At 44.8% G+C, this 12,227-nt stretch carries 12 protein-coding genes, 1 tRNA gene, 1 rRNA gene and 1 pseudogene; 8 read left to right on the forward strand and 7 right to left on the reverse strand.

The genetic code is table 11. The annotated features are described in order from the left end of the window. The first annotated feature begins 143 nt into the window (after positions 1-143). The 3 genes from rrf (at position 144) to ABD980_RS03660 (ending at position 2,078) form a co-directional block, all read left to right on the forward strand. Positions 144-257: ribosomal RNA gene (rrf, locus tag ABD980_RS03650) — 5S ribosomal RNA — on the forward strand. Between the two features lie 168 nt (positions 258-425). Continuing rightward, the gene (locus tag ABD980_RS03655) at positions 426-1,145 is read left to right on the forward strand and encodes a class I SAM-dependent methyltransferase (RefSeq protein ID WP_300647519.1); all 720 of its coding nucleotides are present in this window, start codon (positions 426-428) and stop codon (positions 1,143-1,145) included. A 129-nt stretch (positions 1,146-1,274) separates the two neighbouring features. Next, positions 1,275-2,078 carry a siderophore-interacting protein gene (locus ABD980_RS03660; RefSeq protein WP_345369691.1) on the forward strand — a complete coding sequence of 268 codons (804 nt, stop codon included), beginning with the start codon at positions 1,275-1,277 and terminating at the stop codon, positions 2,076-2,078. A 68-nt stretch (positions 2,079-2,146) separates the two neighbouring features. Here the strand turns inward: ABD980_RS03660 and cysW are convergent, their stop codons facing one another. From cysW to cysP, 3 genes are read right to left on the reverse strand one after another with little or no spacing between them, the layout of a single operon-like run. Next, positions 2,147-2,959 carry a sulfate ABC transporter permease subunit CysW gene (gene cysW, locus ABD980_RS03665; RefSeq protein WP_345369693.1) on the reverse strand — a complete coding sequence of 271 codons (813 nt, stop codon included), beginning with the start codon at positions 2,957-2,959 and terminating at the stop codon, positions 2,147-2,149. A 1-nt stretch (position 2,960) separates the two neighbouring features. Continuing rightward, on the reverse strand, positions 2,961-3,809 hold the full coding sequence (cysT, locus tag ABD980_RS03670) for a sulfate ABC transporter permease subunit CysT (protein ID WP_260648949.1): 849 nt from the start codon (positions 3,807-3,809) through the stop codon (positions 2,961-2,963). An 18-nt stretch (positions 3,810-3,827) separates the two neighbouring features. Further along, positions 3,828-4,823 (reverse strand): thiosulfate ABC transporter substrate-binding protein CysP, encoded by a 996-nt coding sequence (cysP, locus tag ABD980_RS03675; protein ID WP_345369697.1) that lies wholly within the window; start codon positions 4,821-4,823, stop codon positions 3,828-3,830. Between the two features lie 183 nt (positions 4,824-5,006). Here cysP and ABD980_RS03680 point away from each other — a divergent pair. Next, positions 5,007-5,717, forward strand: a pseudogene (locus tag ABD980_RS03680) (sulfate/molybdate ABC transporter ATP-binding protein); the annotation flags it as partial. A 130-nt stretch (positions 5,718-5,847) separates the two neighbouring features. Then, positions 5,848-6,834: a magnesium and cobalt transport protein CorA gene (locus ABD980_RS03685; RefSeq protein ID WP_345369699.1), complete on the forward strand. Its 987-nt coding sequence runs from the start codon at positions 5,848-5,850 to the stop codon at positions 6,832-6,834. A gap of 46 nt (positions 6,835-6,880) precedes the next feature. Here ABD980_RS03685 and ABD980_RS03690 read toward each other — a convergent pair whose 3' ends face one another. Beyond that, complete coding sequence (locus ABD980_RS03690) at positions 6,881-7,429, reverse strand: DUF924 family protein (RefSeq protein WP_300647515.1); 549 nt, start codon at positions 7,427-7,429, stop codon at positions 6,881-6,883. A 190-nt stretch (positions 7,430-7,619) separates the two neighbouring features. On the opposite strand from ABD980_RS03690, the gene ABD980_RS03695 reads away from it, so the two are divergent. Further along, positions 7,620-8,150 carry a hypothetical protein gene (locus ABD980_RS03695; RefSeq protein ID WP_345369701.1) on the forward strand — a complete coding sequence of 177 codons (531 nt, stop codon included), beginning with the start codon at positions 7,620-7,622 and terminating at the stop codon, positions 8,148-8,150. Between the two features lie 77 nt (positions 8,151-8,227). On the opposite strand, the gene ABD980_RS03700 is transcribed toward ABD980_RS03695, so the two are convergent. Next, complete coding sequence (locus tag ABD980_RS03700) at positions 8,228-9,871, reverse strand: Na+/H+ antiporter (protein ID WP_345369702.1); 1,644 nt, start codon at positions 9,869-9,871, stop codon at positions 8,228-8,230. A 91-nt stretch (positions 9,872-9,962) separates the two neighbouring features. Next, positions 9,963-10,038 (reverse strand) — tRNA-Thr (locus ABD980_RS03705). A 70-nt stretch (positions 10,039-10,108) separates the two neighbouring features. On the opposite strand from ABD980_RS03705, the gene ABD980_RS03710 reads away from it, so the two are divergent. Further along, on the forward strand, positions 10,109-10,477 hold the full coding sequence (locus ABD980_RS03710; protein ID WP_300647512.1) for an MAPEG family protein: 369 nt from the start codon (positions 10,109-10,111) through the stop codon (positions 10,475-10,477). A gap of 31 nt (positions 10,478-10,508) precedes the next feature. Here the strand turns inward: ABD980_RS03710 and ABD980_RS03715 are convergent, their stop codons facing one another. Beyond that, the gene (locus tag ABD980_RS03715) at positions 10,509-11,672 is read right to left on the reverse strand and encodes an AI-2E family transporter (protein ID WP_345369704.1); all 1,164 of its coding nucleotides are present in this window, start codon (positions 11,670-11,672) and stop codon (positions 10,509-10,511) included. A gap of 102 nt (positions 11,673-11,774) precedes the next feature. On the opposite strand from ABD980_RS03715, the gene ABD980_RS03720 reads away from it, so the two are divergent. Beyond that, entirely contained in the window at positions 11,775-12,188 is a 414-nt protein-coding gene (locus ABD980_RS03720) for a glutaredoxin family protein (RefSeq protein WP_260648940.1), read from the forward strand. Positions 12,189-12,227: the final 39 nt, after the last annotated feature.

A 12,227-nucleotide genomic window follows, 5' to 3' on the forward strand; every position in this document is an offset into this window, starting at 1 on the left:
AGGTTGTAGCGTTCGCGTGTCGTACATTTATACTACTAACGCAACCCATAAAACGAATACATATCAAAACTGACCCTGATCAGTTCGTGCTTTTTCCCAGATTGGATACGTGGTGCTACCCACCCCGTATCGACCAGTTACCGCTTGACGACCAGAGCAAGGTGGACCCACTCCTTTTCCATTCCGAACAGGACAGTGAAACGCCTTAGCGCCGATGATAGTGGGCGTACGCCTGTGAAAGTAGGTCATCGTCAAGCTCTTATACCAAAAACCCCCATCGGTGATCCGATGGGGGTTTTTTTATGCCTGCTCATGTTGCTAAGGATAGATTTTGTCTTAAAGAGAATAAGTGCTATATTGAATTTATCAATTAATTAAAGCAGATAAATAAATTTTATTTATTGTAGCTCTTTTTCTCTTTATTTATGTCCAAACCTTATCAAACGACTTTACGCACTATAGAAATTCCGGGTCTGGAGCCATTAGAGCTCTACACATTACTGGATCGTCAACAATACTATGATCCCAAAGGAGCAGCAGAGCGTCTGGGGATTTGTTCTGCTGCGTGGCCGTTGTTTGGTATGCTTTGGCCGTCCGGTTATCAACTCGCATTGAAAGTGGCTAAATACGACTTTGCAGCAGAGCAAAGGGTGTTAGAAATAGGATGCGGTCTGGCTTTAGCAAGTTTAACGGCCCATCAGTTAGGGGTAAATATCACGGCAAGTGATAGGCATCCCTTAGCAAAAAGATTTTTATACAAGAACTTAGAAAAAAATCAGTTACCATTAATGTCTTATCGGTACGGTCAATGGGGACAAACTGGACCCGTTTCAGTTTTTGATGCGGGGGCACCGATGTTAAGTGGGCAGTATGATGTAATCATAGGCAGCGATCTTTTATATGATCCGAGTAGCCCACAGCAGGTAGCTGAGTTTATCCATCAGTTTGCTGCTCCTAAGGCAGATGTTTGGGTTATGGATCCAAATCGGGGTTATCGAAACCGATTTAGCCGCGCGATGGCGGATTATGGGTTTATCTTAGCGCATGATAAAAAAATCCAACGTCCATTCCAATATGATCGAGCGGCTGAGCCACAGCCCTACTCAGGGCGATTTTTAGTGTATAAGCGACAATTGGTGAATTAATCATTAACCTGCTACGGCAGGTTTTTTTATTGTTGCATAAAAAGCAATTATCATTTGATAATGAGAATGATTGTTATTTACTTTGGTGGCTGCTAAAGTAGTTAGGTAATGAACCACCAGAGAGTGAATATGACAATGATGCAATCTAAATTAGCCGTACAACGTGTACGTCATCCTATTGTTGTACGTACGATTACCGTAAAAGCCAAAGAGCAGTTAGCACAAAATTACGTTCGGTTTTATTTTACCAGTCCAGAATTAGCCGGTTTTGTTTCCTCTTCGTTTGATGATCATATCAAGCTGTTTTTCCCACTTTCAGGTAAGGCAGTACAAAAGCCCCAAATGACAGAGCAAGGACTGAAATTTCCGGATCCGGCCAATAAGCCAGTGGCGCGAGACTATACACCACGGGCTTTTGATGCAGAGCGTTTGGTGTTAGAAGTGGATTTTGTCTTGCACGAGGATGGACCAGCAGGATCATGGGCGCTACAGGCCGAGGTAGGGGATCAGTTAGTGATGGCGGGCCCTCGTGGCTCTATGGTTATACCCGAAGAGTATGACTGGCATTTGTTGATTGGGGATGAGACGGCTTTGCCTGCTATGACACGTCGTATAGCGGAGTTACCCGCTTCAAAAACGGTATTGGCTGTGTTAGAAACGGACGATCCACAGTTACAGCACCAGCTACCGGTGCGTGATGGACTGAGGACGTATTATGTACAGCGTCAGGCAAATCAACCACTGCAGCTGGCGCAGAAAGTGCAACAATTGGTCTTACCTGAGGGCCTAGGTTTTGCGTGGGCTGCTGCAGAATCAGCAGTAGCTAAAGCGGTACGAGCAGAATTAGTGGAAAAAGGTTTAGAAAATACGCAGATACGAGCGTCGAGTTATTGGCGTCAAGGTGATGCAGGCGTGCACGAAACCTTATCATAAATAGTTATTTAGTCTTCTTTTGAACTGTGTAAAAGCCCTGGTACTTATCAGTACTAGGGCTTTTTTGCTTAGAAAGCGGCTTTAGTGTTTTTTTCTAAAAAAGCTTTAAGTGCAATGGTGATGATAGCCATACTTGCTAAGAGCAGGGCTGCGCTAAATGCCCCTACTACTTTATGATCATCGTTTAACTGTTCAACTAATAGAGCTAGGGTTAAAGTTTGTCCTCGAATGGCTCCTGATACGACGGAGACGGCACCAAATTCGCCAATGGCGCGAGCGTTACTCAGAATTACTCCATAGAGTAGGCCCCATTTGATTTTGGGTAGCGTGATGTGATAGAAAATTTGCCATCCAGAAGCGCCTAGGGTAAGGGCTGCTTGCTCTTGATCGGAGCCTTGCTCTTGCATTAAAGGGATCAATAAGCGTGCCACAAAAGGGCTGGTGACAAAAATGGTCACCATCACGAGACCTGGCCACGCAAACATCAGCTGAATGTCATAGTGAGAAAGCCACTGCCCAAAATGGCTTTCTGCGCCATAAACCACCAAGTAACACAACCCTGCAACGACAGGCGAAGTGGCATAAGGGATATCGATCAAAGTAATAAGTAATTGACGTCCTTTGAAGCGATAGTGTGTAACGCACCAAGCTAAAAACACACCAAATATGACATTTAAAGGCACCGTAATGACGGCAACAAGCAAGGTTAACCGAATAGCGTGTTGCATATCTGAGTCACGCATAGCGTACCAGAATCCAGAAAAGCCTTGACTAAACGCTTGGCTAAAAATAAGAAGTAGGGGTAAAACCAATAAAATAAAAACAATGCCTAGTGATACGAGAATTAGGCTAGTTTGGGTAGCAGATAGGCGATTTTTCATTTTAGTGCTTTTTAGCAAAAAGGTGGTTCTGGATGCGTTGCAGCCCAAAAAGCAAAACAAGCGAGGTGGCTAAAACGACAGAAGCAATAGCAGCGGCTGAGGCGTAATCATATTCAGCTAGGCGTACAAAAATCATCAAAGAGGCCACTTCAGTGTGATAGGGGCTATTGCCCGCGATAAATATCACGGCACCAAATTCCCCCAGACAGCGGATAAAGGCTTGCGAGGCACCGGTCACTAGTCCTGGTATAAGCAGGGGAAGCACTACATAATAAAAGCGCTGCCAAGGAAGCGCACCCAAGGTATCAGCGGCCTCTTCGAGAGAATGGTCGACATTTTGAATGAGAGGCTGCACCGAACGTACGATAAAAGGCAGGCTGGTAAAGGTCATGGCAAGCACAATACCGTACCAAGAAAAAGCAACTTTAATACCTAAAGCAGCAAAATATTGACCAAGCCAGCCATTGGGAGCAAAGAGTGTCGCTAAAGTCAGACCCGCAACGGCGGTAGGCAGAGCAAAAGGCAAATCAATCAAGCCATCTACCAAACGTCGTCCTGGAAAATCATAACGACTTAATACCCAAGCTAATAAAAGCCCAATCGTGCTGACTAAGAGAGTAGAAAAAAAAGCAGCACTGAGAGTGGTTTTATAACTCGCTACTACACGTGGATGCGAAATCGCGGCCCAATATTGAGCGAGACTCATGTCACTGACATAAATAAAAAGTGCGGAAAGCGGTAATAAAATAACCAGACTTATATATAAAACACTAATACCTAGGCTTAAACCAAATCCTGGTAAAACCGCTTTTTGCTCGATAAAGTGCCAGTTAAGTGTACGACTTGACATGAGTGCTGCTCAGAGTAGTTATTTTGCTAAAAGTTGATCTAGAATTCCGCCTGCTGCGAAATGCGTTTTTTGTATGGTATCCCAGTTCCCTAACACGTCTGTAGGACTGATTAAGCGCACTTCGGGCAGTTGGCTACTGACTTTTTCATCATGGACCCGATAGTTGTAACGGCTGAGCAACTCTTGTGCGGGTGTTGCGTATAAATAGTTTAAGTACGCCTTGGCTAGCTCTGTACTCTTTTGTTTTTCGGTTACTTTTTCTACTACGGCGACAGGGAACTCGGCTAAGACACTAACGGGAGGTACAACAATTTCAAAGCCTTGGTCTTTAAACTCATCACCGTTAGCGATATTGATGACTTCGGATTCAAAGGTAAGCAGAGCATCGCCTTGGTTGTTGGTAGCAAACGCAACGGTTGCCCCTCGGCCACCAGTAGGAAAGCTTTCTACATTAGCTAGGAGCTTTTGTACAAAGTCTTTGGTTTTGGTGTCATCCCCTTGAAATTGTTCATTGGCATAAAGCCACGCGCCCAAGTAGCTATAACGCGCATTGCCAGAGGTTTTTGGATTAGGAAACACCACTTTGACATCTTCTCGCACTAAGTCTTCCCAGCTTTGGATATTTTTTGGGTTGCCCTTACGTACAAGAAAAGCAATGGTGCTGTAGTAAGGCGAGGCATTATTAGGAAACTGCTCTTGCCAGTTTTTATTGACAAAGCCACGGTTGGCGAGGACATCAATGTCGGTGACCTGATTAAACGTGACCACATCGGCTTTTAAGCCCTGCATGATGGCTTGCGCTTGGCGCGAAGTACCAGCATGAGACTGCTCTACCGTAATTTTTTGGCCATGTTCTTGTTGCCAGTGTTTTTCAAATAGGGGGTTGTATTCAGCAAAAAGCTCACGGGCAATATCGTAGGAGGCGTTCAATAGTCGATCGGCTTCGGCGGCGTGGGCGGGAAGCGACCCAATAACACCAGCTAAAGCGAAATGCAGAGCTACTTTTTTCAGCATGGAAATCACCTAATCAAAAATCGAAGAATAAGCTTATTGTGCGTGAAGGTTTTATATGCGTAAACGAATAAAAACTTGTTTGCTTATTCTTTTTTCATCTATTTGCTTATAACAAAAACATCTGATTGGAAATTTTTATATTTCCTAAAATGAGAAAAGTTAGCGATTATAAGTAGGTAAATTATGTCCATCCGTGTGCAACATATCTCTCGCCGTTTTGGCGATTATCAGGCCTTAGACCGTATTTCTTTAGAAATGTATTCTGGGGAGCTGGTAGCGTTATTAGGCCCGTCGGGCTGTGGGAAAACAACGCTTTTGCGTATTATTGCAGGCTTAGAGTCAGCGGATACCGGGCATGTTTATTTAGATGGGGAAGACAGTACGCATGTGCCTGTACGAGAGCGTGGTATTGGATTTGTCTTTCAAAACTATGCTTTATTTCCATCTATGACAGTAAACGATAACATCTCTTTTGGTTTGCGCATGTTGCCTAAAGCAAAACGTCCGCATAAAGCACAGATTCAAAAAACGGTTGATGATTTACTGGCGTTGGTACAGTTACAAGGACTGGGTGATCGTTATCCTGCTCAGTTATCGGGGGGGCAACGGCAACGGGTAGCGCTTGCACGCGCGTTGGCAATTAAGCCGCGTGTGTTATTGCTTGATGAGCCATTTGGCGCGCTCGATGCAAAGGTGCGCAAAGAGTTACGGCAGTGGTTACGTGCGTTACACCACGAATTAAAAATCACAAGTGTATTTGTGACGCATGACCAAGAAGAGGCCGCGGAAGTCGCTGATCGCATTGTTGTGATGAATAAAGGCAACGTAGAGCAAATGGATACGCCAGCACAGTTGTTTGCGCAGCCAGCCACGCCTTTTGTGCGTGAATTTTTAGCGGTATAGATTCAAGATTAACTTTTGGTTATACGAGTAATCGGCAGCTTGTATAACTGTCAATGAGCTTGAGAGAAGAAGAGTAAGTGTTACATTAATGCTTATTTACCTTAGCAAATGAGTAAACTTTATGTCTCAGCCATTGATATCAAAGCGTCAGCGTATTCGTTACTATGCACCAACCCAAGCTCCTATAAATGTAGCTGATGTTGACGACTTGCTCTTGTCTAAAGATCATAAAGGACTAGTTTGGATCAGCTTGGTGGATCCCAGTGCCCAAGAAATCGCCAAAGTTGTCAAGAAATGGGTGGGGGTAGAGCGGGTAGTCGAGGAAATGCAAACTTTACATCGCCGCCCTAAAGTCATCGAGTATGAAGGGGCTAGTTTGATTGTGGCCGTGACTTTTTCTATGGATCAAGGGGTCGTGCGTTTTGGGGAGAGCCAGCTGTTATTTGGACAGGGCTTTTTAATTACCATATGGCGTAATACGCAATTAACCGATGAAACGGTACAGCAACATTTAGAAGCCAGTCCACAGCTTATTGCACGGGGCGCTGATTATATTGCTGCAGAAATATTGGACACGATTACGGACGACTATACAGAAGCCTTATTAGGTTTTGAGAAAAAAGTAGAAAAAGCGGAGACGCATTTTTTTGTAGGGCGTTCACAGAAAAAAGATATTGAGCAGGTGTACCAGTTACGCCGTATGTTATTACGTATTCAGAGTAGTATTAGTCCTTTATCAGAGCTGTCACGTCGATTTGCCCGCCAAAATACGCCTTATATTGGAGAGGATAGCCGCGCCTATTTTGCTGAAGTGGCTGATCGTATTGCTCGTCAAGCTGAACTGATCGGTGCTTTACGCGAAACATTGGCTTTTGCTTTTGAAGGCGGCATGATGATTATTCAGCTCCAGCAAAATGATATTACGCGTAAGCTGGCGGCGTGGGCAGCGATGATAGCGATTCCTACCGCCGTAGCGGGGATTTATGGCATGAACTTTGAACACATGCCGGAACTTAGCTGGCGTTTTGGTTATCCAGCAGCACTGGGTACGATGGCCGGTATTTGTGGTGTTTTATATTATCGTTTTAAACGCATGAAATGGTTATAAAGCGGGTTGTTACGTTGCTAAACCCCGCTTTATGTTGGTGAAACGATTAAAAAGAGGAATTAGGCTCAAGTAAAAACTGTTTCTCTTCTGGTGTAGAGGGGCGGTTCAAAATCGCATTGCGATGTGGGTAGCGCCCAAAACGATCAATAATTTTTTTATGTAGCTGCTCATAATGTAGGGTGTTTTCATCGGTGTGCATACGAAAAAGTGGTTCAGCTTGGGCATGAATAGCACGGGATTCCGAATGCATAAAAGGCATCAACATAAATTTTTTTTGATCGATGTTTAGTGTGGCAAAAGCTGGTTGGCGAATGGCTTCCTGAGCTAATGCTAAAGCCATGGGGTCTTGGCTAAAAGCTTGGGGAGTATCTCGCCAAATATTACGAGAAAACTGATCCAAAACAATGATTTCAGCCAGACGCCCATATAAAGAGTAACGCCAATGGGCGCATTCTCCTTGAGCAGCGGCTTGGGTTGTAGCTAAAAACCGTGTACGGATCATTTGGTCAAAATGGGCATCTTTGGTAAACCATTGGGTGGGGGTGGCCACATGGAACCAAAAATGAAGGACGGCATTGGCAGTGTGAAGGGTCATAATCAGAACTAAAATAAAAAAATCGTATTGCGAAATGTAATGGGTTTTACTAATTATTGCTCGTGCTGCAGAAAGGGCTAGGGTCGTAGTAACTCTTTGCATTTAAGAAAGAGGCTAGACCAGCTCCTGCGTTACAGTCAAAACATAGGCTTAAAGTATTAAGCTGTTTTTTCTGTTCAGTAAGGAGAGCATGATGAGTACGAATATGTTGTCAGGTGAGCAATCCAATACCAAGCTGGTCGCTATTTTTAAGTCCAAGCAAGGTGCTGAACAATGTGCCGAGCAATTACAACAGCGAGGTTTTGATAGCAATCAGTTAGCGATTATTGCGCCCCATGAAAAACACTATAGCCGAAAACTTGAGCCCGAGCAGCAAGGGGTTAAGCGTACAGCGATACGGTCCCATGTGGTTTTAGGCGCGGCGGGGTTTGTTTTGGCTTGGTTGATTTGGGGTGGGTTATATTTGGCTGGCGTGGAGCTCATTGTGTCGTCGCCCATAAAAAGTCTGATTCCTATTTTGTTTTTTTGTACAGCGGGTGGTCTGATGCTAGGGGGATTTGTCACGATGCGTGTCGATCATCAAGCTGTGATTCAAGAGGTCGATGAAGCAGTGGACGAAGGTTATTGGTCATTAGTGATGCATTCTCGAGATCATCAACAAACCAAACGCATCGAGGCATTTTTAAAAGATCAGCAAATTGAGTTTAATCGCACCTTGTAATGGGGCTAGGCAAAGCGGGCCCGTGTCGATTGAGGGCTCACTTTGCGAATTTTCCCCCGTAAAAGAAAAAATAGCGGCTAAGGGGTGAAACGTATTTCATCAAAATCCAATTGTTTCACCATGTCGCGAGCGACATCATCGGATATTTTTTGATCGCGGGCTAAGCGATAAATGGTTTGACGTGCTGTGTCGATAGCCATAAGACGAATTTGTTTTTCACTAAGGTATTTTTGATAACTTTCTGAATTGGTATCAGGGTCGGGATCTAAGCTATTACTAAACTCGACCAGCACGCGCTCTAATACTGCTGTATAAAAGTTGGGTTCAATTTGTGGGTAGGCTTTTTGTAAGCTTGGTAGCAGACCAGATAAATGTTTAGTGATGGCATCTTGGGCCATCTGTAAAGCGAGTGTTTGTTGCTTATGCAAAGGCCTAGCGATGGCTTGAGGAGCCAGATTTTGTTTTTTGAGTAACCAGGGCAATAAGATGCTGGCGGTAATTAAAGAAATAATAATGACAGTAGCCGCTAAGAAAATAGCAAGGTCTCGAGCAGGAAACGCTTCTTGGTTTGGTAGCAGGAGTGGCAGGGTTAACACCCCGGCTAAAGTCACAGCACCTCGAACCCCACCTAAAGATAGAATAAGAATATCCCGCAGGGTGGCTTGTTGTGACTGATTTTTGGGTGTTTTTTTAAGCCAGCGCAATACATGAATAGAGAAAAATACCCAGCCAAAACGTAAGGCGGCCAAGGATAAACAGATCACACTGGCATAAATAATTAACCACCATGGATTATGATGACCGGTTTGCTGTACGACTTGAACGGCGCCTTTAAAAATATTGGGAAGCTGCTCTCCTAGTAAAACAAACATCATGCCATTGAGAGTAAACTGGACTGTGTCCCAAATGGTAGCGCGCCGCATGCGCGTCAGTGGCGAAACCTGCCCTGAAAGCTCGAGATAGCTCATGGTTAACCCAGCAGCTACGGCGGCTAAAATGCCCGATGCGCCAATATGTTCAGCCGCTACATAAGCAGCAAAAGGCATAAGAATATTTAACAGGATTTCTGCCCCAATGTCCTCGCCATATTTTTTGGTGAATTGACCACGGAAAAAAGACAAGAGCCACGTAATAATAATACCAGTACAAAAGCCAGCAAAAGCGACCCAAACAAAAGACATGACGGCCTCTGAAAGGGAAAAATGGCCAGTCATCATGACTAAAATTGCCATCCTAAAGGCGACTAGACCGCTTGCATCATTAAATAAGGCCTCGCCCTCTAGAATGGATAAAATTCGCTCAGGTACTGCCAGCTTGCGTGCGATCCCCGCTACTGCAATCGGGTCGGTAGGAGAAACAATCGCTGCTAAAGCAAAGGCTACGGGTAAAGGCATAGCTGGGATTAGCCAGTGGATGATAAAGCCTAGCCCAAATACGGTGATAATGACTAAACCAAAGGCTAAATGAAAAATGCTAGCTCGTTCTCTTTTTAACGCTTCTTTGGAAATACGCCAGCCATCTAAAAATAATAGCGGGGGTAAAAAAAGTAAAAAGAAAACATCGGGGTGTAGCTCCATGCCCTCTTGGAAAACCCCAGCAATAACAATCCCAAGTAAGATTTGGATAAGAGGCAATGGAATGCCCCACGGGATAACCCGAACGATGACACCACTGATGACAATAGCGATAAGCATCGCAAAAATCACACCAATACTTTCCATTTTTTTCCTTAGCGATGGTCTTTGTTTTATTATAAGGAAAAGGGTGTGACAGCGGCGAATAAAAAAGCCACCGATAACGGTGGGCAGTAAGTGGTGCCGACAAGAGGAGTCGAACCTCCGACCTTCGCATTACGAATGCGCTGCTCTACCAACTGAGCTATGTCGGCAACACGATATAGTATAAACCTGTCATAAAATACTGTAAACCATTAGTAGGATTTTTTTCAAGGAGCGGGTATGTCTATTGCTGGCTGGATAGTGTTGGCAGCCTTGTTGCCCTTTGTGGCAGCGGTTAGCGCTAAGGCGGGAGGGGAGAAATTTGATAACCAGATGCCGCGTGAGTGGTTAGCTAAGCAAGTTGGCTGGCGAGCGCGAGCAAATGCGGCACAGGCCAATACGTTTGAGGCACTCCCTTTATTTTATGTGGCGATATTGTATGCACATTTTAGTGGAGCACAAGCAGGGCAGATTCATTATTTAGCGGGGCTTTGGTTGGTATTGCGCTTGCTTTATATTGGGGCTTATATATTAAATATTGGCTTATTGCGCAGCGGGCTATGGGCCGCTGCGCTGTTGGTAAATATTTGGTTGCTATTTCAAGCATAAAAAACGCCGCCTTATTTAGGCGGCGTATCGATTAAGCAGGGGGCTGTGAGGGTGGGGGAGCTTGAATGGTTACCGTCGCTTGTTCAATGCTTTCGATTGGGCCAGCGTGGATTTCAATATGCTCAGCCTCATTTAGCTCATCTTGGCGTTGAATGGCAGAGGGGAATAGGTCCCAGCAAGCCATAAACATCGCTGCAATCAATGGGCCAATCACAAAACCGTTTAAACCAAATAATGATAAGCCCCCAAGGGTTGAGATTAAGATCACGTAATCAGGGATTTTTGTATCTTTGCCCACTAATAGGGGGCGTAGAACATTATCGGCTAAGCCGATCACTAGTAAACCAAATGCCGTTAGAATCGCGCCTTTTACCACTAAGCCGGTACTAAAGAAGTAAATAGCTACAGGTACCCAAATCAGCGAGGCGCCGACTGCGGGGAGCAATGAAAGAATCCCCATGAGTACCCCCCAAAATAAGGCACCCTCTACATCCAGAATCCAGAAAATAATTCCTCCTAAGGCACCTTGGGTGGCGGCAACGGCAATATTGCCTTTTACGGTTGCGCGCACCACCGTAGTGAATTTTCGGAAAAGGTGCGTTTTTTGGTCTTCGCTTAAAGGGATCAGGCGACTACAGTGACGGGCCAGCTCAGGACCATCTTTTAGTAAGAAAAAGAGCAGGTACAGCATGACCCCAAGGCTAACAATAAATTGAAAGGTGTTCGAGCCAATGTTGACGGCCTGCTTGGTTAAAAACTGTCCCGCATTCATGGCAAAATCAGAGAATTTTTCTGCCACATCGTTTAGGTTAGCAATCCCTACGCGGTGCAAGCCGTCTGTGACAAAAGGTGGTAACGAGTTGATGATTTGCTCTAAGTACTGTCCTGCGTTGATATCACCGCTATCCATCCGTTTATAGAGGGAGAGGATTTCCTGAATGATGGCTCCGGTAAGGAGCATAACGGGAATAATCACAATCAGCAGAATAAAAACGAGATTGATGAGAGCAGAGATAGTTTTACGCCCTTTGGTTTTTAAAAGCAGTTTGCGCTGGACTGGGGCAAAAATAATCGCCAGGATTACCCCCCAAAAAATAGCACCGTAAAAGGGCAGGAGAACCCAAATAAAGGCCAGCGATACAACGCCTAATAAAACGAGGAAGCTGTGAAAATAGAGGCGGCTTCGAGTAGACATAGTTGCCCTTTGTGATAAGCAGAACAAGAAGCATCATTATATCGACAAGCGCGAACAGAAAAGTCAGCCGTTTGCGATAATCATGCGCTAAAGCGTAAAATAATGTTATCTGTTGATAACTCACTCATTATTGAGCATTTTATGATTTTAAAAGTCGTTCGGAATGGTTTAGGTTCGTTAATAGCGGGTGTTGATACATTAACGCGCCCCCCTAAAAAACAACGGGATCCCCAAGTGCAGGCTCAGGTGGATGCCGCGGCAGCAACCATGGCGCTTTATCAGTTCCATGCCTGCCCGTTTTGTATCAAGGTGCGTCGAGCCATGCATAAGCTTAATGTACCAGTCCCACTTAAAGATGCCCAAAAAGACCCAGTCATTGAACAGGAATTAATACAAAAAGGGGGGAAACGCCAAGTACCCTGTTTGCGTATTCAAGAAAGTGATGGCAGTGAGCGCTGGCTCTATGAGTCCAATGCGATCATTCAGTACCTAGAAACACGGTTTGGTGATCAATAACGGTGATCGGTGGTGAAAACCCTCTTGCTACCAAGCAAG

It is taken from the genome of Paenalcaligenes hermetiae (genome assembly GCF_039543645.1).
Lineage (GTDB): Bacteria > Pseudomonadota > Gammaproteobacteria > Burkholderiales > Burkholderiaceae_B > Paenalcaligenes > Paenalcaligenes hermetiae.